Source organism: Parerythrobacter lacustris (assembly GCF_024626475.1).
Classification (GTDB): domain Bacteria; phylum Pseudomonadota; class Alphaproteobacteria; order Sphingomonadales; family Sphingomonadaceae; genus Parerythrobacter_A; species Parerythrobacter_A lacustris.
In genome coordinates this window covers 247,974-274,971 of record NZ_JANKHH010000001.1, presented here as the reverse complement: position 1 = coordinate 274,971, position 26,998 = coordinate 247,974, and the positions used below count along the sequence as shown (strand labels likewise).

General features: G+C 65.8%; 27 protein-coding genes. 11 read left to right on the top strand and 16 right to left on the bottom strand.

Annotated elements, in window-relative coordinates; genetic code table 11:
• Positions 1 to 13 precede the first annotated feature (13 nt).
• The 5 genes from NSO95_RS01310 to NSO95_RS01290 all read right to left on the bottom strand — a co-directional run bounded on the left by NSO95_RS01310 (position 14) and on the right by NSO95_RS01290 (position 4,223).
• A complete protein-coding gene (locus NSO95_RS01310; protein ID WP_257594336.1) occupies positions 14 to 997 on the bottom strand; it encodes a TraB/GumN family protein in 984 nt (327 codons plus the stop codon).
• Positions 994 to 2,571, bottom strand: coding sequence for an L-aspartate oxidase (gene nadB / locus NSO95_RS01305; RefSeq protein ID WP_257594335.1), 1,578 nt, complete (start codon positions 2,569 to 2,571; stop codon positions 994 to 996). Before nadB ends, NSO95_RS01310 begins: the two co-directional genes overlap by 4 nt.
• A gap of 1 nt (position 2,572) precedes the next feature.
• Entirely contained in the window at positions 2,573 to 2,965 is a 393-nt protein-coding gene (locus NSO95_RS01300) for a type II toxin-antitoxin system VapC family toxin (RefSeq protein WP_257594334.1), read from the bottom strand.
• Positions 2,962 to 3,159, bottom strand: a complete 198-nt coding sequence (locus NSO95_RS01295) for an AbrB/MazE/SpoVT family DNA-binding domain-containing protein (RefSeq protein WP_257594333.1) — start codon at positions 3,157 to 3,159, stop codon at positions 2,962 to 2,964. Before NSO95_RS01295 ends, NSO95_RS01300 begins: the two co-directional genes overlap by 4 nt.
• A 128-nt stretch (positions 3,160 to 3,287) precedes the next feature.
• Positions 3,288 to 4,223, bottom strand: coding sequence for an ABC transporter ATP-binding protein (locus NSO95_RS01290; protein WP_257594332.1), 936 nt, complete (start codon positions 4,221 to 4,223; stop codon positions 3,288 to 3,290).
• Positions 4,224 to 4,335: 112 nt separating this feature from the next.
• On the opposite strand from NSO95_RS01290, the gene NSO95_RS01285 reads away from it, so the two are divergent.
• The 4 genes from NSO95_RS01285 (at position 4,336) to NSO95_RS01270 (ending at position 6,946) form a co-directional block, all read left to right on the top strand.
• A complete protein-coding gene (locus NSO95_RS01285; protein ID WP_257594331.1) occupies positions 4,336 to 4,596 on the top strand; it encodes a zinc-finger domain-containing protein in 261 nt (86 codons plus the stop codon).
• Positions 4,597 to 4,629: 33 nt separating this feature from the next.
• Positions 4,630 to 6,051: a metalloprotease TldD gene (gene tldD / locus NSO95_RS01280; protein WP_257594330.1), complete on the top strand. Its 1,422-nt coding sequence runs from the start codon at positions 4,630 to 4,632 to the stop codon at positions 6,049 to 6,051.
• 67 nt (positions 6,052 to 6,118) lie between these two features.
• On the top strand, positions 6,119 to 6,529 hold the full coding sequence (locus tag NSO95_RS01275) for a hypothetical protein (RefSeq protein ID WP_257594329.1): 411 nt from the start codon (positions 6,119 to 6,121) through the stop codon (positions 6,527 to 6,529).
• Between the two features lie 3 nt (positions 6,530 to 6,532).
• Positions 6,533 to 6,946, top strand: coding sequence for a hypothetical protein (locus NSO95_RS01270; RefSeq protein WP_257594328.1), 414 nt, complete (start codon positions 6,533 to 6,535; stop codon positions 6,944 to 6,946).
• Here the strand turns inward: NSO95_RS01270 and NSO95_RS01265 are convergent.
• The gene (locus NSO95_RS01265) at positions 6,943 to 8,709 is read right to left on the bottom strand and encodes a ComEC/Rec2 family competence protein (RefSeq protein ID WP_257594327.1); all 1,767 of its coding nucleotides are present in this window, start codon (positions 8,707 to 8,709) and stop codon (positions 6,943 to 6,945) included. The two genes, NSO95_RS01270 and NSO95_RS01265, sit on opposite strands and share 4 nt — an antisense overlap.
• 85 nt (positions 8,710 to 8,794) lie before the next feature.
• Positions 8,795 to 9,769, bottom strand: a complete 975-nt coding sequence (locus NSO95_RS01260; protein ID WP_257594326.1) for an NAD(P)H-dependent flavin oxidoreductase — start codon at positions 9,767 to 9,769, stop codon at positions 8,795 to 8,797.
• A 105-nt stretch (positions 9,770 to 9,874) separates the two neighbouring features.
• Here NSO95_RS01260 and NSO95_RS01255 point away from each other — a divergent pair, with 105 nt between their 5' ends.
• The 3 genes from NSO95_RS01255 to NSO95_RS01245 all read left to right on the top strand — a co-directional run bounded on the left by NSO95_RS01255 (position 9,875) and on the right by NSO95_RS01245 (position 12,400).
• Positions 9,875 to 10,840 (top strand): oxidoreductase, encoded by a 966-nt coding sequence (locus tag NSO95_RS01255; protein WP_257594325.1) that lies wholly within the window; start codon positions 9,875 to 9,877, stop codon positions 10,838 to 10,840.
• 259 nt (positions 10,841 to 11,099) lie between these two features.
• The gene (locus NSO95_RS01250) at positions 11,100 to 11,417 is read left to right on the top strand and encodes an ArsR/SmtB family transcription factor (RefSeq protein WP_257594324.1); all 318 of its coding nucleotides are present in this window, start codon (positions 11,100 to 11,102) and stop codon (positions 11,415 to 11,417) included.
• On the top strand, positions 11,414 to 12,400 hold the full coding sequence (locus NSO95_RS01245; RefSeq protein WP_257594323.1) for an acyl-CoA desaturase: 987 nt from the start codon (positions 11,414 to 11,416) through the stop codon (positions 12,398 to 12,400). Before NSO95_RS01250 ends, NSO95_RS01245 begins: the two co-directional genes overlap by 4 nt.
• Positions 12,401 to 12,406: 6 nt before the next feature.
• Here NSO95_RS01245 and NSO95_RS01240 read toward each other — a convergent pair whose 3' ends face one another.
• The 8 genes from NSO95_RS01240 to NSO95_RS01205 all read right to left on the bottom strand — a co-directional run bounded on the left by NSO95_RS01240 (position 12,407) and on the right by NSO95_RS01205 (position 19,684).
• Positions 12,407 to 13,195 carry a hypothetical protein gene (locus tag NSO95_RS01240; RefSeq protein ID WP_257594322.1) on the bottom strand — a complete coding sequence of 263 codons (789 nt, stop codon included), beginning with the start codon at positions 13,193 to 13,195 and terminating at the stop codon, positions 12,407 to 12,409.
• Between the two features lie 19 nt (positions 13,196 to 13,214).
• Entirely contained in the window at positions 13,215 to 14,099 is an 885-nt protein-coding gene (locus tag NSO95_RS01235) for an FkbM family methyltransferase (RefSeq protein ID WP_257594321.1), read from the bottom strand.
• Positions 14,096 to 14,833, bottom strand: a complete 738-nt coding sequence (locus tag NSO95_RS01230) for a hypothetical protein (protein ID WP_257594320.1) — start codon at positions 14,831 to 14,833, stop codon at positions 14,096 to 14,098. Before NSO95_RS01230 ends, NSO95_RS01235 begins: the two co-directional genes overlap by 4 nt.
• Position 14,834: 1 nt before the next feature.
• The gene (locus NSO95_RS01225) at positions 14,835 to 15,209 is read right to left on the bottom strand and encodes a type II toxin-antitoxin system VapC family toxin (RefSeq protein ID WP_257594319.1); all 375 of its coding nucleotides are present in this window, start codon (positions 15,207 to 15,209) and stop codon (positions 14,835 to 14,837) included.
• Complete coding sequence (locus NSO95_RS01220) at positions 15,193 to 15,486, bottom strand: type II toxin-antitoxin system Phd/YefM family antitoxin (RefSeq protein WP_257594317.1); 294 nt, start codon at positions 15,484 to 15,486, stop codon at positions 15,193 to 15,195. Before NSO95_RS01220 ends, NSO95_RS01225 begins: the two co-directional genes overlap by 17 nt.
• A 95-nt stretch (positions 15,487 to 15,581) precedes the next feature.
• Positions 15,582 to 15,986, bottom strand: a complete 405-nt coding sequence (locus NSO95_RS01215; protein ID WP_257594316.1) for a hypothetical protein — start codon at positions 15,984 to 15,986, stop codon at positions 15,582 to 15,584.
• Between the two features lie 202 nt (positions 15,987 to 16,188).
• Entirely contained in the window at positions 16,189 to 17,778 is a 1,590-nt protein-coding gene (gene guaA / locus NSO95_RS01210) for a glutamine-hydrolyzing GMP synthase (protein ID WP_257594315.1), read from the bottom strand.
• Between the two features lie 370 nt (positions 17,779 to 18,148).
• On the bottom strand, positions 18,149 to 19,684 hold the full coding sequence (locus NSO95_RS01205; RefSeq protein WP_257594662.1) for a class I adenylate-forming enzyme family protein: 1,536 nt from the start codon (positions 19,682 to 19,684) through the stop codon (positions 18,149 to 18,151).
• A 79-nt stretch (positions 19,685 to 19,763) separates the two neighbouring features.
• On the opposite strand from NSO95_RS01205, the gene NSO95_RS01200 reads away from it, so the two are divergent.
• Positions 19,764 to 20,585, top strand: coding sequence for a PIG-L deacetylase family protein (locus tag NSO95_RS01200; RefSeq protein ID WP_257594314.1), 822 nt, complete (start codon positions 19,764 to 19,766; stop codon positions 20,583 to 20,585).
• Positions 20,586 to 20,660: 75 nt separating this feature from the next.
• Here the strand turns inward: NSO95_RS01200 and NSO95_RS01195 are convergent, their stop codons facing one another.
• Positions 20,661 to 22,046, bottom strand: a complete 1,386-nt coding sequence (locus NSO95_RS01195; protein WP_257594661.1) for an L-serine ammonia-lyase — start codon at positions 22,044 to 22,046, stop codon at positions 20,661 to 20,663.
• A gap of 127 nt (positions 22,047 to 22,173) precedes the next feature.
• On the opposite strand from NSO95_RS01195, the gene gyrB reads away from it, so the two are divergent.
• The 3 genes from gyrB to NSO95_RS01180 are packed head-to-tail and all read left to right on the top strand — an operon-like array spanning position 22,174 to position 26,993.
• On the top strand, positions 22,174 to 24,699 hold the full coding sequence (gene gyrB, locus NSO95_RS01190; protein WP_257594313.1) for a DNA topoisomerase (ATP-hydrolyzing) subunit B: 2,526 nt from the start codon (positions 22,174 to 22,176) through the stop codon (positions 24,697 to 24,699).
• A 22-nt stretch (positions 24,700 to 24,721) separates the two neighbouring features.
• The gene (locus tag NSO95_RS01185; protein ID WP_257594312.1) at positions 24,722 to 25,801 is read left to right on the top strand and encodes an AI-2E family transporter; all 1,080 of its coding nucleotides are present in this window, start codon (positions 24,722 to 24,724) and stop codon (positions 25,799 to 25,801) included.
• Between the two features lie 7 nt (positions 25,802 to 25,808).
• Positions 25,809 to 26,993, top strand: a complete 1,185-nt coding sequence (locus NSO95_RS01180) for a BaiN/RdsA family NAD(P)/FAD-dependent oxidoreductase (protein ID WP_436278017.1) — start codon at positions 25,809 to 25,811, stop codon at positions 26,991 to 26,993.
• Positions 26,994 to 26,998 lie beyond the last annotated feature (5 nt).

Genomic DNA, 26,998 nt, shown 5'->3' with positions numbered 1-26,998 from the left:
GCGATACCGTCGGCTAATCTCTGGCCCCTGTGCCGGGTGACGGTTCGGACGCTGGAGTCTCGGCAGCGCGCCACTCCGGCCCGCGGATGTCGAAGCCCCGGCGCACCAGCAGATCGAGCACGCCGTCCTCTTCCGCCAGCACCCTGAGCGGGACCACCGCGAGGGTCACCCCGTCCTCGCCCGCCGCGCGGTCGATCGCCTCGACCCATTGGGTACGAATCTCGCCGCCGACCTGCTGGTCGGCCCACGGCCAGCAGCGCCCCAGCGCCACCTCCAGCGGGTTGTCCATCAGCGCGGGAATGTCGAAGCTGCGCCACGCCTCGCCGCGCTGGAGGACGATGTCCGGCCCCGCCTCGGTCGCGTCCATCGCGGCATCGAGGCACGGCAGATGCGCGGCGGGCGGAGCCTCGGCGAGATTGTCGAGCAGGTCCTCGCCGCGCAGCGTGCCGACCGGCTCGCTCGGCACATCGGCGCGGCGCGCGGCGCGCTCGACGATGTCGGACGCGTCCTTGCCGGTATCCTTCGCGAAGCCCAGCCGCCGCGACAGCAGGTCGAACGACGTCATCAGGAAGCTCCTGCGCGAATAATCCTGGTCATATTCCTGCTCGAACCCCTCGAGCCGCGCGCGCTGGGCTTCCGAGAGATGGTCGGAAGCCTCGGTGTCCTTGGGCAGCTTGGTGATCTTTCCCCCGGCGAAGATGATCCGGAACACGTCGCCGGGAGAGACCTTGGGCTTGAGCCCCAGGATCACCCGCTGCGCCCCGGCGGTCGCACGCTCGAGCCGCTCGGGAAACCACGGCGTCGCCTTGGGCACCGCCTTGATCTCGCCGACCATCACGATGGTGCCCTTGGGCGTATCAATAGTCCACATCGGCGCGCCCGAGTTCTGCGCGGTGACGACGATTTCGTTTTCGGAGGGGGCGGGATCCTGCGCAGCAACCGGCGCAACAGCGAGCGAACCGGCCAGCAGCAGCAATGGCGCAATGCGCATCATCATGGCACCAGCACGGTATCCCGCGCCTCCGGCAGCGTCTCGGGATAGTCGAGGGTGAAGTGCAGCCCGCGGCTTTCGCGGCGGGCGAGCGCGCTTTTCACGATCAGCTCGGCCGATTGCAGCAGGTTGCGCAGTTCGATCAGGTCGGTGGTGACGCGGAAGTGGCCGTAATAGTCGTCGACCTCTTCGCGCAGCAGCTTGATCCGGTGCGCCGCGCGTTCGAGCCGCTTGGTGGTGCGCACGATGCCGACATAGTTCCACATGAAACGGCGAATCTCAGTCCAGTTCTGCTTGATCACCACTTCCTCGTCGGAGTCGGTCACCCGGCTTTCGTCCCAGTCGCGGATCGCGGGCGGGTCGGACAGTTCATCCCAGTGCGCGAGGATGTCCTGCGCTGCCGCTTCGCCGAAGACGAAACATTCAAGCAGCGAATTGGAGGCGAGGCGGTTGGCCCCGTGCAAGCCGCTCTCGGTGCATTCGCCCGCTGCCCACAGCCCGGGCAGGTCGGTCCGCGCGTCGAGCCCGGTGAGGATCCCGCCGCAGGTGTAATGCTGCGCGGGCACCACCGGGATCGGCTGCCTGGTCATGTCGATCCCGAGGCCGAGCAGCTTGTCGTAGATCGTCGGGAAGTGGCCCTTCACGAATTCCGGCGGCTGGTGGCTGATGTCGAGATGGACATAGTCGAGGCCGTAGCGCTTGATCTGGTCGTCGTTGGCGCGGGCGACGATATCGCGCGGGGCGAGCTCCATCCGTTCCGGATCGTAATCCGCCATGTAGCGATGCCCGGTTTCGGGGTGGAGGAGATGCCCGCCCTCGCCGCGCACCGCCTCGGTGATCAGGAAGTTCTTGACGTCGAGATTATACAGGCAGGTCGGGTGGAACTGCATCATCTCCATGTTGGAGACCCGGCAGCCCGCGCGCCAGGCCATCGCGATCCCGTCCCCCGTCGCGCCGCGCGGCGCGGTGGAGAAGAGGTACACGCGGCCTGCGCCGCCCGCCGCCATGATGGTCGCCTTGGCAAGGTGTTTCTCGACCGTACCGGTCGCTTCGTCGAGCGCGTAGACGCCCCATACGCGCCCCTCGCCGGAGAATTTTTCGCCATGCCGCCCGGTGATCAGGTCGATACAGCTGCGCCCGGGCAGCATTGTGATGTTCGGGTTGGCCTGCGCCGCATTGAGCAGCGCCTCCTGCACCGCCCAGCCGGTCGCATCGTCGACATGGACGATCCGGCGGTGGCTGTGCCCGCCCTCGCGGGTGAGGTGGAGATCGCCCGACTGCTGGTTGAACGGCACGCCCAGCTCGACCAGCCGTTCGATGCTGCGCGGCGCGCGCTCGATCACGAACTCCACGGTTTCGCGCCGGTTGAGCCCCGCGCCTGCCACCATGGTGTCGCGGATATGGTCGTCAAAGGTATCGCCCGCATCGAGCACCGCGGCGATTCCGCCCTGCGCCCAGGCGGTCGAACCGCCGGTGAGCGACCCCTTGGCGAGAACGAGCACTTTCTTCGTTTCGGCCAGCGCCAGTGCAGCGGTGAGCCCGGCGGCACCCGACCCTATGATGAGGACGTCGTGGGTCATGTCAGCGGATCACCTCGATCGAAATGCCGAGATCGAACTCGGCCCATGCGCGGTCGGCGGTGATGGCCGGCCGGCCGAGCTCTGCAGCGAGAGCGAGGCAAGCGCGGTCGCCGAGCGAGAGCCCGCGATGGCGGGTTGCCGCACGTAATCGGCCAGCGCGCTCGGCCTGGGCGGCGTCGAACGGATGAATGTCGAGGTCGAACTCCGCCAGACCATCGGCGATCATGTCAGGCGCGTAATCGAGGTCCGACAGCCGGGCGACGACTTCGGACAGGTTGACCGCGCTCATGCTCGCCCGATGCAGCCATCGTTCGGCTTGCTGGTCGTCAATCTCGCGCAGCACAACGGCAAGCAACGCCGATGCGTCGAGAACGCCCGCGACTGGCGTGTTCAACCCAGTTCCCTCTCCGCCTCGGCGCGGCGCTCGGCAATGAAGTCGTCGACGTGCGACACGCCGCGCGGGGCGTCACGCCGGAACTGTTCCTGCACCCGCCTGATCACCTCGCGAAATGGGATAACGCGCAATTCACCATCGACGATCTCCATACGGACTTCGTCACCGTCCTGAAGTTCGAGCGCCCGGCGCATTTCCGCTGGGACTTGAAGCCGCCCACCACTGACAAGCCGTCCTCGCTGCATATTCATCGGCAACTCCGCATTTCTCTACACATTTTGACTAATATACAGATCTGCAGATCGCTACAAGTTGGGAATAATCACCCCGCCCCGGTCAGCTGGACGAACACATCTTCCAGGTCAGGTTCGCGGGTCGTCACATCCTCGATCCCGTAGCCGTGCTGCTGGACCACGCCCAGCACCTGGCCCGCGCTCATGGTGTCGCGGTTGTAGGTAATTTCGAGCGTGCGCGGCTCGATCACTTCGGCCTTGGCGAAGCCCTGCTCCATGATCGGGCCTGCGAGATCCTTGTCGACTGACACGCGGACGATCTTCTCGCGCGCCATGCCGACCAGTTCGCGGGTCGGCTTGTGCGCGATCAGCTCGCCGTGGTTGATGATCGCGATCTCGTCGCACAGCTCCTCGGCTTCCTCGAGATAGTGGGTGGTCAGCACTACCGTCACCCCCTCGCCGTTGAGCTTGCGCACCAGCTCCCACAATTGGCCGCGCAGCTCGACGTCGACCCCGGCGGTCGGTTCGTCGAGCACGAGGATCGGCGGCGAGTGGACCATCGCCTTGGCGATCAGCAGGCGGCGCTTCATCCCGCCCGACAGGGTCCGGGCATAAGCGTCGCGCTTGTCCGACAGATGGACCGCGGCGAGCAGTTCCTCGCTCCGGCGTTCGGCCTTCGGAATGCCGTAGAACCCGCCGTGGTTTTCCAGCACCTCGAACGGGGTGAAGAAGGGATCGAACACGATTTCCTGCGGGACGATGCCGATCGACCGCTTGGCGTTGCGGGGCTGTTCGTCGATGTCGAAGCCCCAGATCTCCGCACTGCCCGAGGTCTTGGTGACGAGCCCTGCAAGGATGTTGATCAGCGTCGACTTGCCCGCGCCATTGGGGCCGAGCAGACCGAAGATGCCGCCCTGCGGGACATCGAAGCTCACACCTTTGAGCGCCAGCTTGCCCTCGCCGCCCTTCACCCCGGCATAGCGTTTGACGACATTGTCGATGCGGATGGCGGGCGGCTGGGTCATGCGTAATGCGATAGGGTGTTAGCGCCCGGGTGCAAAGGGGATGTTCGGGCTGGTAGCACGACTGTTTCACCCGACGTTGCGAATCCCCCGGCTTGGCTCTATCGGCGGTGGCATGAGCATCGCACCGCCCGAAACCGTCAAGGTCGCCGCCCGCCGCGTCAGCTGCGACGGGGCGACGGATATCCGCACCGGCGCCAACTACCGCCCGGCGGCGCTCGGCCATCCGAAGGTCTATCTCGAGATCGACGAGCATGGCTATGTCGACTGCGGCTATTGCGATCGGCGCTTCGTCCTCGCAGACGGGCCGGCCGACGGGGCCGACCAGGCCAGCCTGTCCGACATATCCGCAGGTGCCGATCCGGGCCACCGCTAGGATTCGCCGGTTCCAGGCCCTATAGTCGGGGCGATGACCCCGACCGATCCCCGCGCGCTGCTATACGGCGAGACACTTTCACCCGAGGATGCCCAGCGCATCACCGCCGACATCTTGACCCGTTGCGACGATGGCGAGCTGTACCTCCAGCACAGCGCGAGCGAGAGCTTCGTGTTCGACGACGGGCGGCTGAAGGCGGCGGATTATGCGCGTGATTCGGGCTTCGGCCTGCGCGGCGTGTCGGGCGAAATGACCGGTTTCGCCCATGCCAACGAAATCAGCGAAAAGGCCATCCGCCGGGCGGGCGAGACGCTGCGGCTGCTCGACCCGGCGCAGGGGACGAAACCCGCGCCCCCGCTCAAGAGCAACCGCCATCTCTACACCGACGCCAGCCCGCTCGACCTGGTATCCTTCGAGGAAAAGGTCGCGCTGTTGCAGCGGATCGATGCGATCGCGCGGGCGAAGGACCCGCGCGTGGCGCAGGTTTCCGCTTCGCTGCTCGGCAGCTGGAGCGTGGTCGAGATCGTCCGGCCCGACGGCTTCGTCGCGACCGACATCCGCCCGCTGGTGCGGCTCAACGTTTCGATCGTCGCCGAAGCGGGCGGGCGGCGGGAGACGGGCAGTTTCGGGTTCGGCGGGCGCTATCTCTACGACCGGCTGTTCGACGAAGGTGCATGGCAACGCGCGATCGACGAGGCGGTGCGCCAGGCGCTGGTCAATCTCGACAGCGTCGATGCGCCAGCGGGCGAAATGCCGGTGCTGCTCGGTCCCGGCTGGCCCGGCGTGCTGCTCCACGAAGCGGTCGGCCATGGGCTGGAAGGCGATTTCAACCGCAAGGGCACCAGCGCCTTCTCGGGCCGGATCGGCGAGCGAGTCGCCGCTCCCGGCGTGACCGTGGTCGACGACGGCAGCCTGGCCGACCGGCGCGGCTCGCTCAGCATCGACGACGAAGGCACGCCCACCGGTGAGACCGTGCTGATCGAGGACGGTATCCTCAAAGGATACATGCAGGACCGGCTCAATGCGCGGCTGATGGGCGTGGCACCCACCGGCAACGGGCGCCGCCAGAGCTACCAGCATGCGCCGATGCCAAGGATGACCAACACTTTCATGCGCGGCGGAGCGGAAGATCCGGCCGGGCTCCTCTCCCGCATGAAGCGCGGCATCTTCGCCAAGAGCTTCGGCGGCGGGCAGGTCGATATCGTCTCCGGACGCTTCACCTTCTCCTGCACCGAGGCATATCTGGTCGAGGACGGGAGGCTCGGCGCGCCGATCAAGGGCGCGACGCTGATCGGCGACGGTCCCAGCGTGCTGACCAAGGTCGAGGGGATCGGCAACGACATGGCGCTCGACGAAGGAGTCGGCGTATGCGGCAAGGGCGGCCAGAGCGTACCTGCAGGTGTGGGCCAGCCGACGCTGCTGGTCGGCGGGCTGACCATTGGGGGGACGGCCTGACCCGGCACAATCGAGTCAGGCGAAATTCATCGCGCTGTGCTATGCTTCGATCAACAGGAGTATCGCCATGAAACACGCACTCCCCTTGGCCATCGCCGCGACCCTGCTGGCCGCGCCTGCGATCGCCGACGAAACTGCCGACAAACCCAGCGCCGGCGAACTCGAACTGGCCGAGCTTCTTGCAGGCCGCGTTGCGGGTGAGCCCGTCAGGTGTCTCCGCGCAGGACAACGCGATGGCCTGCGGGTCATCGACAGCACCGCGCTGGTCTTCCGTGACGGGCGGACGCTCTACGTCAATCGACCGCGCAATGCGCAGTTCCTCGACGAATGGGATGTGCCGGTCTTCCGCCAGTTCACCAGCAGCCTGTGCGAGCTCGACCAGGTCGAGATGCGCGACCGGACCAGCCTGATGGGCGGCCCGGTGCTGGTTCTCGACGAATTCGTACCCTACACCAAGCCTGCCAAAGAGGAGGCCTGAGCCATGAAGATCGCATCCACATTGGTCGCCGCCGGTGCCGCATTGCTGCTCGCCGCGCCTGCGTTGCAGGCCGAGGAAACCGGAGAGCCGGCCAAGACCGAAGGGCAGCTCAAGTTAGAGAAAATGCTCGATGGCCGCGTGGCGGGCGAACCGCAGTCCTGCATCCGCAATTTCCCGTCGACCGATCTGACGATCATCGACGGGACGGCGCTGGTCTACAAGAGCGGTGGTACGCTGTGGGTCAACATCCCGCGCAATGCCGACGACATTGACGACGATGATACACTGGTCACCCGCACCAGCGCGAGCAGGCTTTGCCGCACGGACATCGTGACCACGATCGACCGCTTCAACCAGTTTTACACCGGCAACATCTTCCTCGGGGACTTCGTACCCTATCGCCGGGTCGACAGCTAGCCGCCTCCGCCCGCAGCCCGGCGCCGCGCTTCTTCGGCCTCTTCTGCACGGCCGCGCTCGAGATAGGTCAGCTTGCCGGTCAGCGTGTCGGTTTCGAGCGGATAGACGTCCCACCGCCGCGAGTCTGACGGCTTCTCGAGCATATAGGCAAGTACAACCTTCCGCCCATCAGAACGCAGGTTGATCGAGCCGTAGACGGTGACATTGGTCTTTTTTTCCTCTTCCTCGAGCCGGGCGATTTCGGTTTCGAGTTCCGCCCGTTGCGCCGGATCGGTCGTCGCGGCGAGCTTCCCGCGCAATTTGGCGGCCTGAAACCACGGCGTGTCTTCGCGCTTGGTGAACTCGAGAGTGCTGCGCGACAGCTCGGTCGAAAAAATCAGCGGCCGCTCGCCGCGCCCGTGCAGCCCGACCGCGCCCAGCGTGTCGCAGCGCGGGTGGGCATGGCTTTCCTCGTCGCCGCTGGAGATCACGGTGGCCGCAGGGTTGATCGCGGAGAGGAACAGGTCGGTGAAATCCGCGCTGCCGTGGTGGCAGGCCTTGGCCACATCCGCCCCGTAGCGGGCGCGCACCGATTGCCGCACCGCCGCACGCTGCGGCGCGGTCAGCTTTTCGGGCTCGATATAGTCCCCGCCCGCCGCCCGGCTCATCAGGTAGCATTCGGCCGGGCTGTTGAGATCGCCCCCGAACAGCAGGGTCACGTCGCGATAGGTGAGGCGCAGCAGGATCGAGTGACCGTTCTTGGTCTTGCCGCTGTCCATCGCTGTGGTCTTTGCCGCCGGCTCCCCGCCGAAAGTGCGCAGGCGCGGCGTGCCGTCCGCTGCCGGTTCCACTGCCGGCCCGACCACTTCGATCACGCATTCGGTAAGATTGCCCGGAGCGAAACCGGGGAGGTAGCTGCGCCCGCCCGAAATCTCGCCATGCGCAGTCGAGAGCATGGCAATGTTCGGGAACCGCCGCGCCCCGTCCGCATCGAGGCCTGTGCGCGCCGTGTTGAGCAGGGCAGGGTACATCTTGGGCTTGCCGGTGCTGGTCTTCACCCAGCGCTTCGGGTCGGCCAGCAAGGCGCCGAGCTTCGCATCGTCGGTCGCCAGATCGACTATATAGCTTTGCCCATTGGCGGTCTCGCGCTTGCCGAGCAAGTGGTCGGTGGCTGACGACTGGTCGCCCGCCGCCGAAACCCCGAACTGCTCGACGATCCCGTTGTGCCACACATTACTGGCGTGCACCGCACCGTCTTCGAACAGGCGGCGGAAGCCTTCGTAGTGGTCCATGTCGGGGTGGGTGATGATCAGCCCGTCGAAATCGGTGTGCGCCTTCTCGAAGTTGCGGAACCGCCAGCGCAGGTAGCGATACATATTGTCGCCCTCGCCCGCATCGATCACATATTTGCGATCATCGGGGGTGACCAGGAGCGCACCGTCCCCTTGCCCGACATCGACGAAAACGACTTCGAGCAGTCGTTCGCGCTGCAGGTCTTGCGGATACATGTAGCCCGACACGCCGCGCACCCGGACCGGGACCATACCCGCGATTTTCGCTTGCACTTCGGCATGTTCTGCGGCGGCCAGCGGCGGTTTGAGCTTGTCGCCATCGCCGCTGCCGATGAAATCGTAGTCGGAGACTTCGGTCCAGTCGCCCCACAGCAGATGCTTGGCGGTTTTCAGCGTGACCTTCCTGGTCTTCGTATCCCGGCCGATCGTGTAGACATGCGCAGTCGGGTAACCGGCGTAGACTTCCTCGCCAGTCTCGAATTCATCGGCCATGGCAGAACTCCCCCTGCCGTGATGCCCCCATCGTCGTCAGGGTTAGCGTAAAGCGGCGATTCGCGCCAATCGCGCGCAAACCGCGTCAGGCGGCGGTCATCGCGTTCATCCGCGCAAGGATTTCCTCCGCCTCGCGCATGATCCGGTCGATCAGTTCCTGACAGGTCGGGATATCGTAAATCAGACCGGCGACCATGCCGCAGCTCCACGCCCCTGCATCCATCGTGCCCTCTTTCATGATCTTGGGATAGACGCCCGCGACCTGTTCGATGATGTCCTCGAACTTGAGGCTATCGCCTTTTTCCTTCTCGATCCGCAGCAGGTCCTCCACCGCATCGTTGGTCATCACCCGTTCGGTATTGCGCAGCGGGCGCATCACCAGCCGCGTGTCGAGTTCGCTCGCGGCGACGATCGCCTGCTTCACATTCTCGTGCACCGGGGCTTCCTTGGTCGCGATGAAGCGGGTGCCCATGTTCATCCCCTGCGCGCCCATGGCGAGGCTGGCGACGAGGCTGCGCCCGTCGGCCATCCCGCCGCTGGAGACGAAGGGAATTTCCAGTTCGTCCGCCGCGCGCGGCAGCAGGATGAAGTTCGGGATATCGTCCTCCCCCGGATGGCCGCCGCACTCGAAGCCGTCGACCGAGACCGCATCGCAGCCGATTTCCTGCGCCTTCAGCGAATGGCGTACGCTGGTGCATTTGTGGATCACCTTGATCCCCGCCCCTTTCAGCGCGGGCAGCACCTGCACCGGGTTGCGCCCGGCGGTCTCGACCACCTTCACCCCGCCGTCGATGATCGCCTTGACAAGGCCGGGATAGTCGGGCGGGGTCAGGCTGGGGAGGAACGTCAGGTTCACCCCGAACGGCTTGTCGGTCATATCCTTGCAGCGCGCGATCTCGTTCGCCAGCTTCTCCGGCGTGCCCAGCGTCAGCCCGGTAATGATCCCCAGCCCGCCCGCGTTGGACACTGCCGCTGCCATTTCAGCGAAACCGACATAGTGCATCCCGCCCTGGATGATCGGGTGCTCGATGCCGAACATTTCGGTGATGGCGGTTTTCATCGCGTCTTTCCTCCCGGTTTGCCCGGCCACTTTTCCGTTTGGGCCGGTTGCATTTCGGGACTAGCCTTACCGAAGAGAGACCCGCGCACAAGCAGGAGTTTGCCCATGACCTCGCCGCAGCAGCCCATCGAATCGCCTTTCGGCTATCGCTCGACCGCGATGGAGGTGGTCGACGGCGTCGACCTCACGGGCAAGACCGTGCTCGTCACCGGCGGTTACTCCGGGATCGGGACCGAGACCGTGCGCGCGCTCGCCAGCGCCGGGGCGAGCGTGATCGTCGGCGCGCGGCGGCCCGAGCAGGCGCATGCAGTGCTGGACGGGATGGCCGGCGATATCGCGATCCTGCCGCTCGATCTGTCCGAACCGGCCTCGATTGACGCCTTCGCCGCAACGGTTGCAGAGCGGATCGAGCGGCTCGACATCTTGGTCAACAACGCCGCAATCATGGCCAGCCCGCTGATGCGCGACGCGCGCGGATACGAGATGCAGTTCGCGACCAACCATCTCGGCCATTTCCAGCTCACCGCGCGGCTGTGGCCGCTGCTCAGGGCGGCGGGTCCGGGCACGCGGGTGGTGTGCCTCTCCTCGATCGGGCACCGGCTCAACGGGCTCGACCTCGACGATCCCAACTGGGAACGGCGCGAATACGAAAAATGGCCCGCCTATGGCGCGGCCAAGAGCGCCAATGCGCTGTTCGCGCTCCAGCTCGACGCCCTGGGCGATCCGCACGGCATCCGCGCCTTTTCGGTCCATCCCGGCGGCATCGCCACCCCGCTCCAGCGGCATCTGACGATGGAAGAGCAGCGCGCGATGGGCTGGTACGACGACGAAGGCAACGTCAACGCCGGCTTCAAGTCGGTCGAGGAAGGCGCCTCGACCAGCGTATGGTGCGCCGTCTCGCCGCTGCTCGATGGCATGGGCGGGGTCTATTGCGAGAACTGCAATATCGCCGCGCCCGCCGGCCCCGAGGTCCCCCATGGCGGAGTCCACCCGCATGTGTGCGACGCAGCGCTGGCGCAGGCGCTGTGGACGAGGTCGGAGGAGCTTACGGGGGTGGCGTTCTCCGGCTGATTCCGCAGTCGGCCAAAATCGCACACGAGGATCTCGCCTTCAAACAGGCGCTCGCACCCTCTTGCGGTCTCTCCTCCACTGTCATTCCCGCGAAAGCGGGAATCCATAGGACAGCGCCCGCCGTGGATCCCCGCCTTCGCGGGGATGACAAATCATTGAGGGATGTTGGAGGAAGCAGTGGAACTTCGGTTACGACGAGCACTGTGCGCAGGGACATTCGGGCTTGCACATAGAAACTTTCCTAATTAGGAAACTATCTATGGAAAAGGCGTTCAAGGCTCTCGCATCGACGCCGCGCAGGCGCATTCTGAACCACTTGGCGGGCGGGCCGATGACCGTGGGGGAGATCGCGTCGAAGTTCGACATGGCGATGCCCTCGATCTCGAAGCACATCGCGGTCTTGCACGAAGCCGGGCTGCTCCACCGCCAGAAGCGCGGGCAGGAAGTGATCTACTCGATCGCCGCCGACAAGCTGGCCAACAATCTCTATGCCTTCCTCACCCCCTTCTGCCCCGAGGCCCGCGCCCTCGCGACCGAACGCAAGCTGGCGCGCGAGGGAGAGGGAGACGCGGCATGAGCGCCACTTCGGGTGAAGCAGCCAGCGGGGCATTCCGGGTCAATTCGCTGTCCGGCCTGGAGACAGCAAACGCGGCTGATGGGCATGTCGTGTGGGACTGGCCGCGCTCGCTCTGGAACACGGCGATGTTCTCGGGTGCGATCGTGCTTGGCCCGCTTTTCTTCAGCTGGAGCGCAGTGATCGTATTCCTATCGCTGTCGGCAATTACCCTCTGCATGGGTCATTCGGTCGGGTTCCACCGACGCCTGATCCACCGCAGCTTCGACTGTCCTAAATGGCTCGAGCGAGTGCTGGTCTATGCCGGGACACTGGTTGGCATGGGTGGGCCAATCTGGACCGTGCGACTTCACGACACCCGCGACTGGGCGCAACGCCAGCCCGACTGTCACTGGTTCATGCGGCACGGCAAACCCTTCCTGCTCGAAGGATTCTATTACCTCAATTTCAGGATCGTGCTCGAGAACCCGCCACAGTTCGCCCCTGGGCCGGACATCGCAGACGATCCCTTCTATCGCTTCTTGCAGCGGACATGGATGCTGCACCAATTGCCACTCGCAGCCTTGCTGTTCTGGCTCGGCGGCTGGCCGTGGGTGGTGTGGGGCGTGTTCGTCCGTGTCGCCGCCTGCGTATCGATGCACTGGTGCATTTCCTATCTCGCGCACACCGGCGAGCCGGACGACTGGTCGGTCGACAATGCCGCAATCCAGGCGTCGAATGTCTGGTGGCTGGCGATCCCGACCATGGGGGAGAGCTGGCATTCGAACCACCATGCCTTCCCCGCCTCGGCGCGGCATGGCCTCTACATGGGCCAGATCGATCCGGGTTGGAACTTCGTCCAACTGCTCGAGAAGCTCGGCCTTGCGTGGGATATCAAGACCCCCGACAACCTCCCGGCAAGAAGCGGTCTCACCCCGGTGAGCGCGCGAGCGCTTGAAGCGGTCGGACTGGAGCAGGCCGATCTTGCTCGGGGGCCTGCGCAATAAGGCCGGTTACCCCTTCGGCTTGAGCAACCTGTCCGGCCTGATCCGGCGCGCTTCGCCGAACAGGCTGTAGGTCTTGTTGACGTAGTTCGACACGTCGATGATCGAATCGAGATACTTCTCCAGCTCGGGCGTGCGCTCCTGTTCGACCAGCCGGACATGCGCCGCCGGGTTCTCGGTTTCGAAGCGGACGTAGAACCATGGCTCGCCGCGCTTCAGCTTGAGCGGCTTCGACAAATCGTGCCATTCGAAACCCCAGCTCAAGGGGCGCGGCCAGATATGGACCGGGAAACGGCCGCCCATCTGCAGGCCGGGGCGCGGCTCGGGCAGCCAGTCGAGATAAGGCGGAGTCTGGACGATGTAGCATGGTTCGTCCGCCACGAAGACATAGGGGGCGACGATCTGGATGATCGGGCGCTCGGGATGGCGCCACTCGCTTTGCGGGTGGAGCATCATCATGTTCGCGCGCCCCTGCGGCCGCATGCCCGACTTCTCGCCATCGGCATCGACCATCTGCAACTGGCCGTTCGGCTGGCGCTGGAACGACAGGGTGATGTCGATCGGGCAGGGGATCACGAAATGCCGGCGGTCGAAATCGATCGCCGCCGGGCAGACCTGGACCGACTTGGCCGAGGCGGGCTTGGGATCGGTGCGGGAAAAGGCCTTGGGCGCGGCCCAGATCGCATCTCCGCCTTGCGGGAACCGCACCGTCCAGCCGACGGTGAGCGTGCGCGACCTGCCGCTCGCCTCGCCCTCGCGCCGGTCGGCATCCTCGGCGAATTGGTCTTCCCAGCTCATGGTGATCCCTGCTCTTCGTTCATTCGTCTCGCACGAGATTCGACGAGATCGTGCCAGGATGCAAGCCCGGTGGCAGCAGGACGGCGAGCGCATTGCGCTCGTGCCCGGGGCCGAGGGCGGGCAGATGCTCCACCCGGAACGCCGGATCGCGATGGTCGCACCACAGCAGATCGTATCCCGCCGCGACAAAGGGCGCGACCAGCTGCGCATTGGTGCCGCCATGCGGGGCGAGCTTGTCCGCCCGGTCGCATTCGAGCAGCAGCACCGCCTCGCGCGCGATCAGCGCGGGGGTAGCGGGCGGGAGGAAGCGCGCCTGCCAGCCTTCGGTGTCGATCTTGAGGATATCGCGCCGCGCGTCAGGCTCGCCGAGGATATCGAGCAGGGTGCGCATTTCGATCTTGTGCCGGGCGTAGCCGGGGCTGACTGCCGTGCCTGCGGGGAGGTAGTGAAAATTGCGGCGGTCGAGTTCGGCGCTGCCCGCCACATCCGACAGCAGCACGTTCTCGACCCGCGCGCGGGCCAGCCGATTGGCGCGCAGCACGCTCGCGACATAGCCAGCCAGCGCCGGATCGGGTTCGACCGCAACGATGTCGATATCGGCAAAGGCGAGCGTGGCGAGGGCCGAGAAATAGCCATAGGCCGCGCCGATATCGAACAGGCGTACCGGCGCGTTGCCCAGCGCGCTGCCGAGTGCAAAGAGCCACGCGACGAGGCCGGGCTCATGCATCGCGCCCTCAGCGTGCTTCGCCGCCAGCCAGTCGGCAGGCTCGATGGCGCTGCCGGTCGCCGCATGGGGAAAGCGCAGGGCTGCTTCGCCCTTGCGCAATCCGCTGTGCATCTCGAAAGTCTCGAACCGAAGACCGAGCCGGGCAAGGTTTTCGGGGGTCGGCGGATCGAGCGTCATGGCCGACCCGTAGCGCAATCAAGCGAATAGCCGAACCGGTCGAGTTCGAAGCGACATTCGCGTTCGACCAGCGCGGCGACTTCAGGGGCGTCGGCGAAATGCGACGCGACCGACCGATCGCGCGGTCGGAAGCCCGCCTTGGCGGTCAGCGAAGCGAAGGTGCCGCCCAGCCCGGCAAGCTGCGGCCAGCGCCGTTCGAGCTCGGCGATCCCTTCGCCCATCGCTTCGTAGCGCAGGTAGAGGTCGATCACATCGTCGCCGCCGATCAGGTAGCTGTGGTTGTTGCGCCCGATCCGCCCGGCATTGCGCCGCCAGAAGTCGGCGAAGCTCTCGCCCTCGCGCCGCTGCCAGTAATAGGTCGAGACCGCAGTCTCGTAGGGGTTGCGGACGATCGAGACCTTGGTCACACGCTGCCATAGTGCCTCACCCAGCCGCTCGCGTGCGAGCTGCGCCGAAAGATGGCTGCGAAAGCGCCCCGGCCACTGGCGCTGGCGGCGCGCGATGCGCCATTCGCCCTGCGGCAGGTAGGGCAGGCGGTGGAACGGCCAGCGATAGTTGCGCGGCCCGGCGAAGCCCAGCGCCTTGCGCGTGGCCTCGTCCTCGCGCCCGCGCAGCCCGAGGGGCGAAATGATGTCGTCCGGCCCGGCGAAGGCCGACAGCGCGATCTCGAACGACGTTCCGGCCACCTTGTGCGGCTTGAGGAACAGCAGGCCGGGCTCGCGCAGCAGGATCATGTCACCACACGGTCGGGATCGGATAGCGGCGGATATCGGCATCCGCCGTCACCAGCGGCATATCCAGCGCGAGCGCGTGCGCGACCAGCATCCGGTCGACCGGATCGCGATGGATCGGAGGCAATGCTGCAGCAAGCGTCCAAAGTTCGGCGGGGTAATCGAGCGTCGCTGCACCGAGACGTTCGAGCAGCGCGCCCAGCGGCGCTGCCCCATGGAACCTACCGCGCAGTTCCAGCTCGACATATTCCCACGCAACCACCGCGCTCACGAACAGCGGCGTATCGGGATTGAGGATCGCATCGAGCGCATGCGGTTTCAGGCGTATGTCACCGGCCGCAAACCACGCCAGAATATGGGTATCAAGCAGAAGGGCCAAACTTGCGCTCGTAATCTTCGTCCGGGTCTGCCCGATCGCGCTTGATCGCCTCAAGGCCCAGGTCGGCACCCTTGAATGCATCCTTGTACATACCGAATGCCGACCGGCGCCGCTCGGCGATCTGCTCGCGCGTCAGCGGCTGGGTGATACGCGGCGGCACCAGCTCCGCCTCGGGCTTGCCATCGCGCTGGATGATCACCCGCTCCCCTGCGCGCATGGCGCGCAGCAGCTCGCTGAGCCGCGTCTTCGCTTCACCGATATTGACGTGGATGGTCATGCTTGGCCAAGTAGCTTGACCAAGGTGGTTGGTCAATGTTCGACGAATCAACTGGCCGGCTCAAATCATGCCGATAGAGAAAGCGCCGAATGAGCTCACTCCACGCTCGCGTTCGGGGTCTTGATGGCGCGAACATAGAGATGCAAGTCAGTGGGAACGAGAGCGTTAAGAACCATCTCGAATGTCAGCGGTGCTCGCTCCGCGTCGTAGCCAGCTAGCCCCGCCGCGATTTCACGATCCAACCCAATTCCGATCAACCTGAAAAAGTGATCGGCAGTCTGGATCGGAGAGAGCATCGTCGCATATCCAAGATCTGGCTCATTTTTCTCCGCTTCAAAGCAAGCGAACTGCAAGGCATAAGCACCGAAAGTATTTGGTTGCACAAGATTGTCGGTGCCTAGCTCGTCAAGAAGCGATCCGAGGTTAGTTCCGTCCGATGCGAGACCTTCAAGACGGAGGGTAGACGAACGCCCCGCATCGCAATCGAATTCGTACGTCATACTTTGAGCACGGATTCCAACCGTTCTTGGGAGTACGCGGATCAAATCGACTCTTCGCGCTGTCCTTGATCCAGAGATCGAACCTCGATGCGCAAAGAAGGCGTTTCCCGTGTCACCGCCTATTAGCCACCACCCCTTCTGAAGATCGTCCACCGCTGCCAACGGTGAAGAAGCTAAGAGTAGGCTCCACAACAACATCAAATCACTCCCACTCGATCGTCCCCGGCGGCTTCGAGGTATAATCATACACCACCCGGTTCACGCCCTGCACTTCGTTGACGATGCGGGTTGCGCAGCCGGTCAGGAACGCCGCATCGAACGGATAGACATCGGCCGTCATGCCGTCGGTGCTTGTCACCGCGCGCAGGGCGCAGACGCTGTCGTAGGTGCGGTAGTCGCCCATCACCCCGACGGTCTTGACCGGCAGCAGCACCGCGAAAGCCTGCCAGATCGCGTCGTAGAGCCCGGCCTTGCGGATCTCGTCGAGATAGATCGCATCTGCCTTGCGCAGGATGTCGCAGCGTTCCTTGGTGACTTCGCCGGGGATGCGAATCGCGAGGCCGGGGCCGGGGAAGGGGTGGCGGCCGACGAAGATGTCGGGGAGGCCCAGCTCGCGGCCGAGTTCGCGGACTTCGTCCTTGAACAGTTCGCGCAGAGGTTCGACCAGAGCCATGTTCATCCGCTCGGGCAGGCCGCCGACATTGTGGTGGCTCTTGATCGTCACGCTCGGCCCGCCGGTGAAGCTGACGCTTTCAATCACGTCAGGGTAGAGCGTGCCTTGCGCGAGGAAATCCGCCCCGCCCAGCTTGTTCGCCTCTTCCTCGAACACCGCGATGAATTCGGCGCCGATGAACTTGCGCTTCCTCTCGGGGTCGGTCTCGCCGGCGAGCCCGGCCATGAAGCGTTCCTCGGCGTCGACCACCACCAGCGGGATATTGTAGTGGTCGCGGAACATGCGTTCGACCTGTTCGCGCTCGTTGAGGCGCAGCAGCCCGTGGTCGACGAAGACGCAAGTCAGCTGTTCGCCGATCGCCTCGTGGATCAGGATCGCCGCGACCGAGCTGTCGACCCCTCCGGAGAGGCCGCAAATGACCTTGCCACTGCCTACCTGCTCGCGGATCTCGCGGACCTTGGTTTCGCGGTAGGCGGCCATGGTCCAGTCGCCCTTGAGGCCGCAGACCTTGTGCACGAAGTTCGCCAGCAGCTTGCCGCCGTCGGGCGTGTGGACCACCTCGGGGTGGAACTGGGTGCCGTAGAATCTGCGTTCCTCATCGGCGATCACCGCGAAAGGCGCGCCGTCGCTGGTGGCAACGATCTCGAAGCCGGGCGCAAAGCGGGTCACCGTGTCGCCGTGGCTCATCCACACCAAGTGCCGCTCGCCGACGTTCCACAGCCCGTCGAACAGCGCGCAGTCCCGGGTCACGGTGAGGAACGCGCGGCCGAATTCGCCGCCGTCGCCGACCTCGTGCCCCGGCCGCACCTCGCCGCCGAGCTGGTGGCTCATCACTTGCTGGCCGTAGCAGATGCCGAGGATCGGCACGCCCGCCCCGAACAGCATTTCGGGCGCGCGCGGGCTGCCTTCTTCCGGCACCCCGGCGGGCGAGCCGGAAAGGATGATGCCCTTGGGACGCATCCGCTTGAACGCCGCTTCGGCCTGGGTGAAAGGCGCGATCTCGGAATAGACCCCAGCCTCGCGCACTCGGCGCGCGATCAGCTGGGTCACCTGGCTGCCGAAATCGACGATCAGGATGGAATCGGTAAGGGCGGAATCGGAGATGTGCGCGTCGTCCATGGCGGCGCGTTAAGGCGCAGGTTTGGCCGTGTCCAGCGGGCGGACCGAGCGATGCCCGTCAAGCACGAGCAGCTCGCGTGCGGCGACTCTTCGCAAAGTTGCGTTTTTCGCAACTGTGCTGGATGTTTTCTCATTTGTGAAAAGCGGTGCGAAATTTTATTTCAGCGTCATAGCCGGACGACAGGAACCCCCTCTCCTCCCACTGTCTCCGGCGAGCAGGCATCCGAACACCCCCCCGTGCGGATGTCTGGCCATCGCGGAGATGCCCGGTGCGACACCGAGGCCTGCCTGGCGAAATGCGAGACGCGGCCGTCCGGAAACTCAGTCCTCCCCCTCATCCGGGCGGTCGCGTCCCCCCCTCTCCGGCAGATCAATCCGGCAAACCGAGCGCGTCCGCCCGTTCGCGCAGTTCGGTCTTGAGCAGCTTGCCGATATGGCTGCGCGGCATGTCGTCGATCGCATGCAATTGCGCGAGCCGCTGGGTCTTGCCCAGCCGGCTGTTGACCGCCGCCATGATCGCGGCGGTATCCGCCGCCCCCGCCAGCCGCACGAACCCTACCGGGGTTTCGCCCCATTTGCGGCTCGGCACGCCGATCACTGCGGCTTCGAGTACCGGATCCTCTTTCAGCAGCTCGTTCTCGAGATCGACCGGGAAGATGTTGAACCCTCCCGAGATGATCATGTCCTTCGCGCGGCCGACCAGCTCGACGAAACCGTCGGCATCGACCCGCCCGATATCGCCCATCCGCTGCCAGACATCTCCCGTGTCGGGATCGGTCCAGTAGCCTTCGCGGGTCTTGTCTGGCTGGTTCTTGTAGCCCGCCATCATCGTGTGCGAACGCCCGATGAGGTTACCCGCTGCGCCCGGCGGCACGGGGCGATCCTCGTCGTCGAGCACCTTAAGTTCGCTGCCCGGCGCGGGCCGACCGACGGTGTGCAGCTTGTCGCGAAACTCGTGGCACGCGAGCAGACAGACCACCCCGCCCTCGGTCATCGAATAGATCTCGATCAGCCCGCCCGGCATCCGGCGCAGCACTTCGGCTTTCAGTTCGGCGGAGAAGGGCGCCGAGGTACAGTATTTGAGCGCCAGCGACGACAGGTCGAACTGGTCGAAGCGCGGCTCGTCCATCAGCCGCTGGTATTGCACCGGCACCAGCATGGTCAGCGTGGTCCGGTCCGCCTGCGCGTGTTCGAGCCATTCTGCCGTGTCGAATTTTCCCATGATCCGCACCATCCCGCCCGCCAGCAGCGGCGCGAGGAAGGCGACCATGGTGGTGTTCGAATAGAGCGGGGTCGAGGCGAGCGAGCGCACCGGCAGTCCGGCCTCGAGGAAGCTTGCCGCAGTCGCCGCGAATTGCCGCCAGCGCATTGCATGCGAATGGACGATGCCCTTGGGCACCCCGGTGGTGCCGGAGGAATAGATGATGTTGAAATGGTCTTTCGGGTCCGGCTCGAACGCGGGCGCGCTGGTGCCCGCAGGCGCCATCCAGCCGGTCAGATCCTCCAACGCGATGCGATCGAGCGCGGGCATGAAATCCTCGCCCAGTTCCACGCGTTTGGCGGCGTCGATGAACAGGTGCCGCGCCCCCGAATCGCGCGCCATCCCCTCGAGCTGCTCGCGGCTGGCGCTGGTCGTGAGCGGCGCAGCCACCCCGCCTGCGCGCACGGCGGCGAGAAAAACCAGCGCATATTCGATGCTCGAGGTGCCGAGGATCGCGACCGACTGCCCCCGTTGCAGCCCGGTTTCTACCAGCCGCGCAGCGGTGCGCTCGATCCGGTCGGCCATCTCGCCCCAAGTCAGCTCGGCATGATCGTCGCGCAGCGCGGGGGCTTCGGGCTGCGTCTGCGCCCAAGCTTCAAGGATGCCCGGAAAGGAGCCGAAGCCCGCCTGCAATCGTTCGAGCATGGTCACAAAGTTCTCCCGCAAACTTGTTATCTCCGCCGCTGTTATGCAGTCTGCCGCAAGGATGCCAAGGAGATTGCGGATGGCCGTGCGAGGATGGACGATTGCCGTAGCGGCATTGCTGACGGGGTTCGCCGCGCAGGCGCAGGAGACAGCCTCCAAGCCGCGCCTGCTGTTCGTTATGGCGCATCCCGACGACGAGGTGTTCGTCGCGCCTGCCATCGCCCGCGCGACGCGCAAGGGACAACCCGTGACGGTGGTCTTCGCCACCAGCGGCGATCAGGGGCCGGGGGTGACGGATATGGAACGCAGCGCGGCGCTGGCGGAGCTGCGCGAAGGCGAGGCGCGCTGTTCGATGGCGGCGCTGGGCGGTCCCGAAGCCCGGTTCCTGCGGCTGGGCGACGGCACGCTGGGCGTGGCGGCGCACCATCCCGAAAGTTCGGCGCAGAAGTTCGCCGAAGCGCTCGGCCCGATCCTCGCTGAGGGCGATTTCGAGATGGTCTTCACCTGGGGGCCCGACGGCGGATACGGCCACGCCGACCACCGGATGGTCAGCGCGCTGACCACGCAGCTGGTCCAGGCGATGGGCGACGACCGTCCGGCACTGCTGTTCCCCGGGATCCGTGCCGGCACGCTGCCGCCAGTGCCGGAGATGCAGACCTGGGCCGTCACCGATCCTGCCCTGCTCGATATCCCGATCGAATACGGGCCGGATGATCTCGCCGCCGCAGCCCGCGCGGTGGGCTGCCATGAAAGCCAGTTCGATGCCGCGACCCGCGCAGGGATGATGCCGCTGTTCGACCAGTCGATCTGGCAGGGCGCGGTGCATTTCCGTTTCGGCCTGCCCGAGCACATTCGGGCGGTCGAAACGCATGCCGAGCCAGGACCTCTGCCTCGCCCCTAGAATCTTCTCTATCTGCGTGGAAACGGCACCGGCCCGCGTCGTTTCAGTGTAACTGAAACAATCTCCAGCGGCTCGTCAGCATTCGATCACATTGACCGCCAGCCCGCCCTGGCTGGTTTCCTTGTATTTCGACGACATATCGAGCCCGGTCTGGCGCATGGTCTCGATCACCTGGTCGAGGCTGACGCAGCTTTCCGCGCCGGTGCGGTGGAGCGCCAGCCGTGCGGCGTTGACCGCCTTGACCGCGCCGATCGCATTGCGTTCGATGCACGGCACCTGCACCAGCCCGCCAACCGGATCGCAGGTGAGGCCGAGATTGTGCTCCATCCCGATCTCCGCCGCACTCGCCACCTGTTCGGGCGATCCGCCCCACAGCGCCGCGAGCCCGCCCGCCGCCATCGAGCAGGCCACGCCGACCTCGCCCTGGCAGCCCATTTCCGCACCCGAGATGCTGGCGCGCTGCTTGTAGAGCAGGCCGATGGCACCGGCGGTGAGCAGGAAGGTCCGGCGGCTGTCGCGGCACGGCTGGGCATCCGCATCGAGGCAATAGAAACGCATCACCGCGGGGATGATCCCCGCCGCCCCGTTGGTCGGCGCGGTGACCACGCGGCCGCCCGCCGCATTCTCCTCGTTCACCGCCATGGCGAAGCAGTTGAGCCAGTCGAACAATTGCTCGCGCTCGTTCGATTGCGGGTTGGCGGAGAGCTTGTCCCACAGGTCGGGCGCGCGCCGTTCGACCTTGAGCCCGCCCGGCAGGATGCCCCGCTGCGACAGGCCGCGGGTGACGCAGGCGTCCATCGCGGCGGAAATCCGGTCGAGCCCGGCGAGGGTCTCCTCGCGAGGGCGCATCGCATCCTCGTTTGCCAGCACCAGGTCGGCGACCGGGACATGGTTCGCCGCGCAGGCCGCGAGCAACTCCGCTGCCGAGCCGAAATCGTGCGGCACGCTGGTGCCGGCGGCGATCCGGTCGTCCTTCGGCTTGCGCTTCAGCTGCGCCTCGGAGGCAACGAAACCGCCCCCGGTCGAGTAGTAGCTGCGCCGGAGCAATGGTGCCCCCGTGCCGTCGAATGCCGCGAGCACCATCCCGTTGGGGTGCAACGCGGGAATGACATGCCCGGCAAGCTCGATATCGGCCTGCGGGTCGAAGGCAATTTCGTGCCTGCCGCCAAGGGCCATTTGCCCGCTCGCCTTCAAGGCTGAAATCGCGGAGCCGGCCTCGTCGGGGCAGGTCGCATCGGGTGCGAAGCCCAACAGCCCGAGCATGGTCGCGTCGAGCGTGCCGTGCCCGACCCCGGTCAGCGCGAGCGAGCCCTGCAGTTCGGCCGTCACCCGCGCAGTGCGCTCCAGCCTGCCCGCCTTCGCCAGCGCGCGGACGAACATCCCTGCGATGCGCATCGGGCCGACCGTATGCGAGGACGAGGGGCCGATCCCGATCCGGAAGATGTCGAGCACCGAGAGCATGGCCACCCGATGCGCCGCCCCAGACAGCGCGTCAACCGGTTTCACCTGAAACCAAAGTCGCCGCCAACTGTGGGAAAGAACGTGCTTTCGGCTTTGGGTTTGCCCCTGCCGCGCCTATATAATCGGCATGGAAACCACACCCACCAATCCCCCGGAAAAACAGCGCCAGAACGGCGAATACGGCGCCGATTCGATCAAGGTTCTCAAAGGCCTCGACGCGGTGCGCAAGCGGCCGGGCATGTATATCGGCGATACCGACGACGGCAGCGGCCTGCACCACATGGTGTTCGAGGTGTCCGACAACGCGATCGACGAGGCACTGGCAGGACATTGCGACCTGGTGCTGATCGAACTCAATCCCGACGGATCGGTCTCGGTGGAGGATAACGGCCGCGGCATCCCGGTCGACATGCACAAGGAAGAGGGCGTCTCTGCGGCAGAGGTCATCATGACCCAGCTCCACGCCGGCGGGAAATTCGAGAACACCAGCGACGACAACGCCTACAAGGTCTCAGGCGGCCTGCACGGGGTCGGCGTGTCGGTGGTCAACGCGCTCAGCGAATGGCTCGAACTGGTGGTCTGGCGCAACGGGCAGGAACATTGGATGCGCTTCGAGCACGGCGACGCGGTCGAGAGCCTGCGGATCGTCGGCGATGCGCCCAGGGTCGAGGGCAATGCGGACGACAACGGATACAAGAAGGGCACCCGCGTCACCTTCAAGGCATCCGAGGACACCTTCAAGAACGTCATCGAGTTCGATTTCGAGAAGCTGGAACACCGCTACCGCGAGCTCGCCTTCCTCAATTCGGGTGTGCGCATCAAGCTGCGCGACAAGCGGCACGAAGAGCCGCTCGAGCACGACCTGTTCTACGAAGGCGGGATCGCGGCCTTCGTGAAGTATCTCGACCGCAACAAGCAGCCGCTGGTGGCGGAGCCGATTTCGGTCAGCGCGGACAAGGACGGGATCGGGATCGACGTCGCGCTGCAGTGGAACGACAGCTACTACGAAAACGTCCTCTGCTTCACCAACAACATCCCGCAGCGCGATGGCGGCACGCATCTCGCAGCCTTCCGTGCGGCGCTGACCCGCACGCTCAACAACTATGCAACATCCTCCGGCCTGATGAAGAAGGAGAAGGTCAGCCTGTCGGGCGAGGATATGCGCGAAGGACTGAGCGCGATCGTCAGCGTGAAGCTGCCCGACCCCAAGTTTTCCAGCCAGACCAAGGACAAGCTGGTATCGTCCGAAGTGCGCCAGCCGCTCGAAGCTTTGATGGGCGAGAAGATGTCCGAATGGCTGGAGGAAAACCCGGCCGACGCCAAGGCGATCATCCAGAAGGTGATCGACGCTGCCGCCGCGCGCGAAGCCGCCCGCAGGGCGCGCGAGATGAGCCGCAAGGGCGCGATGAGCATCGCCAGCCTGCCCGGCAAGCTGGCCGACTGCCAGGAACGCGACCCTGCCAAGTCCGAGCTGTTCCTGGTCGAGGGCGATTCGGCAGGCGGCAGCGCCAAGCAGGGCCGCGATCGCAAGACGCAGGCGATCCTGCCGCTCAAGGGCAAGATCCTCAACGTCGAGCGCGCCCGGTTCGACCGGATCATCAGCTCGAAGGAAGTCGGCACGCTGATCCAGGCGATGGGCACCGGGCTGCGCGATGAGTTCAATCTCGACAAGCTGCGCTATCACAAGATCGTGATCATGACCGACGCCGATGTCGACGGCGCGCATATCCGCACGCTGCTGCTGACTTTCTTCCACCGCCAGATGCCCGAGATCATCCGCGCCGGGCACCTGTTCATCGCCCAGCCGCCGCTGTTCAAGGTCGCGAAGGGCCGCAGCGAGGTTTATCTCAAGGACCAGGCCGCGCTCGACCGCTATCTGGTCGATGGCGGGCTGCAGGGCCGTGTGCTCGAAGCCCATGGCGGGGCGCGCACGGGCGAGGACCTGCGTGCGCTGGTCGAGCACGGGTTGCGGATGCGCAACCTGCTAGCCTTCGTCCCGCGCAAATACGATCCGGCGGTGATCGAGCAGATGGCGCTGTCCGGCGCGTTCGATCCGGCGCTTGCTCCCGGCCAGCGCGAAGCGGCACTGGCGCTCGCCGCCGACCGGCTGGCTTCGACCGACGAGGACGCCCGCTGGACGGCGGCGATCCGCGACAACGGCAACGTCCATTTCGAGCGGCTGTGGCGCGGGGTGACCGACGTCCACGAGGTCGAGGCCAAGTTCCTCGACAGCGCCGAGGCGCGCAAGCTGCACAAGCTCGCCGAGCAGAACGCCGAGCTCTACGCCCGCCCCGCCCAGCTGGTGAAGGCCGGGGCAGAGACGGAGTCCGAGGAAGAGAACGAAGAGGGTGACAGCGATCCGGTCGTCATCGGCGGACAGGCCATCACCCGCCCGACCGAGTTGCTCGACGCGGTGCTCGCCGCCGGGCGCAAAGGCATGTCGATCAGCCGCTACAAGGGCCTCGGCGAGATGAACGCCGAGCAGCTGTGGGAGACGACGCTCGACCCCGAGGCGCGGGTGCTGCTGCAGGTCAAGGTCGAGGATGCCGACGTGACCGACGAGATCTTCACCCGGCTGATGGGCGACGTGGTCGAACCGCGCCGCGAATTCATCCAGGACAATGCTCTCAACGTCGCGAACCTCGACGTCTGACAACAGGGCAAGGGAGGGGAGCATGCACGACAGGGCGGCAATCGAACGCGGCGGCTTCGTGCTGTTTCTGGCGCTGGTCACGCTTGGCCTGCTGGTCATCGCATGGCCGTTCGCAGCGCCGATCCTGTGGGCCGCGCTGGCGGCGATCATGTTCCAGCCGCTCTATCAATGGTTTCTGCGCCAGCGCTACACCGGGCCGAACCGGGCGACGATCCTGACCCTGCTGGTGATCACTTTCGCGGTGATCCTGCCTAGCTTCCTGATCGGCAGCGCGATCGTCGACCAGGCGATCAGCGTCGTGCTCGCGCTGCGCGACGGCGAGATGAGCGTGACCGACTGGTTCGAGCAGATCAAGGGCGCGCTGCCCGGCAATGTTCAGGCGTGGCTCGCCTCGATGGGCCTCGCGGATCTCGGCGCAATCCAGAGCCGGGCACAAATCCTGGCTGAGGAATCGGTCGGGATGATCGCGCAGCAGGCCATCGCGATCGGCGGCAGCGTCGCAAGCTTCGTGCTCGCCTTTGGTGTCGGGCTCTACGTGACCTACTTCCTGCTCCGCGACGGGCAGGAGATCGGCGCGAGCGTAATGCGCACCCTGCCGCTCGAGCCGTCGATCGCCGAACGGCTGGCCGAACGCTTCCTCACCATCGTGCGCGCAACGATCAAGGGATCCGTCGTGGTCGGGCTCGTGCAGGGCGCGCTGGGGGCGATCACCTTCTGGATCGTCGGCGTGCCTTCCGCGCTGCTGCTCGGATTGCTGATGGCGATCGCCTCGTTGCTGCCCGCGCTTGGCCCGGCGCTGATCTGGATCCCGGTTGCTGCCTATCTGCTCGCGGTGGGCGAGATCTGGCAGGGAATCGTGGTGATTGTCTCGGGCGTTGCCCTGATCGGGCTGGCGGACAATGCGCTGCGGCCGATCCTGGTCGGGCGCGACACCGGCATTCCCGACTGGATGATCCTGATCACTACGCTGGGCGGGATCGGGGTGCTCGGCCTGTCCGGCATCGTGCTTGGCCCGCTCGCCGCCGGGCTGTTCCTCGCCGGGTGGGCGATCCTGCGCGAACAGCGCGAGGCGCAGGCTGAAGTGCTGCCAGCGCCCGAATGACGCCCCGATCCAACCTGTGACCACGACCTTCGACGCCATCGTCCTCGGCGGCGGAGCGGCCGGGCTGTTCTGCGCCGCGCAGGCGGGGCAACGCGGCAAGCGCGTGCTGGTGCTGGAGAAGGCCGAGAAGGTGGGGAAGAAGATCCTCATCTCGGGCGGCGGGCGGTGCAATTTCACCAATCTGGGCGCGGGTTCTGCAAACTACCTCTCCGCCAATCCGCATTTCGCCAAATCGGCGCTCGCGCGCTACACTCCGCGCGATTTTCTCGCGCTGGTCGAGGCCCATGGCATCGCGTGGCACGAGAAGACGCTGGGCCAGCTGTTCTGCGACGGCAGCGCACAACAGGTGGTCGACATGCTGATGACCGAATGTGCCAAGGGCGATGTCACGATCCTGACGTCGCGGGAGGTGAGCGAGGTCGAGCATCGTGAGGGTGCCTTCATCGTCGCCGCCAGCGGCACCCTGTATGGCGCGCACAGTCTGGTGATTGCCACCGGCGGGCCGTCGATCCCCAAGATGGGCGCGACCGGCTATGCTTACGATCTCGCGCGGCAGTTTGGCCTCAAGGTGGTCGAACCGCGCCCGGCGCTGGTGCCGCTGACGCTGGGCGGGGAGGACGTCCTGTTCCGCGACCTCTCGGGCGTGTCCGCCGAGGTCGATGCGAGCGCCAACAAGGCGATCTTTCACGAAGCCGCGCTATTCACCCATCGCGGGCTGTCTGGGCCGGCGATCCTCCAGGTCAGTTCCTACTGGCGGCACGGCGATCCGGTCACGATCGACTTCTTGCCAGGCCGACCTCGCGACTGGCTGCTCGAAGCCAAGCGCTGCGCCCCCCGCACCCAGTTCCGCACGCTGCTGCGCGAGGCCTTGCCGCAGCGGCTGGCGGATACGCTTGCCGAGCGGCTGGGTCTCGACGGCGATCTCGGCAATCTGCCGGACAAGGCGCTGCGCGCGGCGCAGGAGCGGCTGCACCGCTGGACCTTCCTGCCGAACGGCACCGAAGGCTTCGCCAAGGCGGAAGTCACCGCCGGCGGCATCAGCACGGCCGAACTGTCGTCGCAGACGATGGAAACGAAGAAGTCACCCGGCCTCTACGCCATCGGCGAAGCGGTCGACGTGACCGGCTGGCTGGGCGGCTACAACTTCCAGTGGGCCTGGGCATCGGCACACGCCTGCGCACAGGCGCTCTAGCAGAG

Excerpts from the sequence above, each read along its gene's own strand:
- NSO95_RS01250 (WP_257594324.1), top strand. The coding sequence starts at position 11,100 with ATGGAAAAGGCGTTCAAGGCTCTCGCATCGACGCCGCGCAGGCGCATT.
- NSO95_RS01235 (WP_257594321.1), bottom strand. The coding sequence starts at position 14,099 with ATGACGCTCGATCCGCCGACCCCCGAAAACCTTGCCCGGCTCGGTCTT.
- NSO95_RS01195 (WP_257594661.1), bottom strand. The coding sequence starts at position 22,046 with ATGCTCTCGGTGCTCGACATCTTCCGGATCGGGATCGGCCCCTCGTCC.
- NSO95_RS01275 (WP_257594329.1), top strand. The coding sequence starts at position 6,119 with ATGAAACACGCACTCCCCTTGGCCATCGCCGCGACCCTGCTGGCCGCG.
- NSO95_RS01295 (WP_257594333.1), bottom strand. The coding sequence starts at position 3,159 with ATGCGCCGGGCGCTCGAACTTCAGGACGGTGACGAAGTCCGTATGGAG.
- NSO95_RS01290 (WP_257594332.1), bottom strand. The coding sequence starts at position 4,223 with ATGACCCAGCCGCCCGCCATCCGCATCGACAATGTCGTCAAACGCTAT.
- NSO95_RS01265 (WP_257594327.1), bottom strand. The coding sequence starts at position 8,709 with ATGGCCGATGAATTCGAGACTGGCGAGGAAGTCTACGCCGGTTACCCG.
- guaA (WP_257594315.1), bottom strand. The coding sequence starts at position 17,778 with ATGGACGACGCGCACATCTCCGATTCCGCCCTTACCGATTCCATCCTG.
- gyrB (WP_257594313.1), top strand. The coding sequence starts at position 22,174 with ATGGAAACCACACCCACCAATCCCCCGGAAAAACAGCGCCAGAACGGC.
- NSO95_RS01245 (WP_257594323.1), top strand. The coding sequence starts at position 11,414 with ATGAGCGCCACTTCGGGTGAAGCAGCCAGCGGGGCATTCCGGGTCAAT.
- NSO95_RS01240 (WP_257594322.1), bottom strand. The coding sequence starts at position 13,195 with ATGAGCTGGGAAGACCAATTCGCCGAGGATGCCGACCGGCGCGAGGGC.
- tldD (WP_257594330.1), top strand. The coding sequence starts at position 4,630 with ATGACCCCGACCGATCCCCGCGCGCTGCTATACGGCGAGACACTTTCA.
- NSO95_RS01310 (WP_257594336.1), bottom strand. The coding sequence starts at position 997 with ATGATGATGCGCATTGCGCCATTGCTGCTGCTGGCCGGTTCGCTCGCT.
- NSO95_RS01255 (WP_257594325.1), top strand. The coding sequence starts at position 9,875 with ATGACCTCGCCGCAGCAGCCCATCGAATCGCCTTTCGGCTATCGCTCG.
- NSO95_RS01260 (WP_257594326.1), bottom strand. The coding sequence starts at position 9,769 with ATGAAAACCGCCATCACCGAAATGTTCGGCATCGAGCACCCGATCATC.
- NSO95_RS01200 (WP_257594314.1), top strand. The coding sequence starts at position 19,764 with ATGGCCGTGCGAGGATGGACGATTGCCGTAGCGGCATTGCTGACGGGG.
- NSO95_RS01285 (WP_257594331.1), top strand. The coding sequence starts at position 4,336 with ATGAGCATCGCACCGCCCGAAACCGTCAAGGTCGCCGCCCGCCGCGTC.
- NSO95_RS01205 (WP_257594662.1), bottom strand. The coding sequence starts at position 19,684 with ATGCTCGAACGATTGCAGGCGGGCTTCGGCTCCTTTCCGGGCATCCTT.
- NSO95_RS01220 (WP_257594317.1), bottom strand. The coding sequence starts at position 15,486 with ATGACCATCCACGTCAATATCGGTGAAGCGAAGACGCGGCTCAGCGAG.
- NSO95_RS01270 (WP_257594328.1), top strand. The coding sequence starts at position 6,533 with ATGAAGATCGCATCCACATTGGTCGCCGCCGGTGCCGCATTGCTGCTC.
- NSO95_RS01215 (WP_257594316.1), bottom strand. The coding sequence starts at position 15,986 with ATGACGTACGAATTCGATTGCGATGCGGGGCGTTCGTCTACCCTCCGT.
- NSO95_RS01230 (WP_257594320.1), bottom strand. The coding sequence starts at position 14,833 with ATGATCCTGCTGCGCGAGCCCGGCCTGCTGTTCCTCAAGCCGCACAAG.
- nadB (WP_257594335.1), bottom strand. The coding sequence starts at position 2,571 with ATGACCCACGACGTCCTCATCATAGGGTCGGGTGCCGCCGGGCTCACC.
- NSO95_RS01185 (WP_257594312.1), top strand. The coding sequence starts at position 24,722 with ATGCACGACAGGGCGGCAATCGAACGCGGCGGCTTCGTGCTGTTTCTG.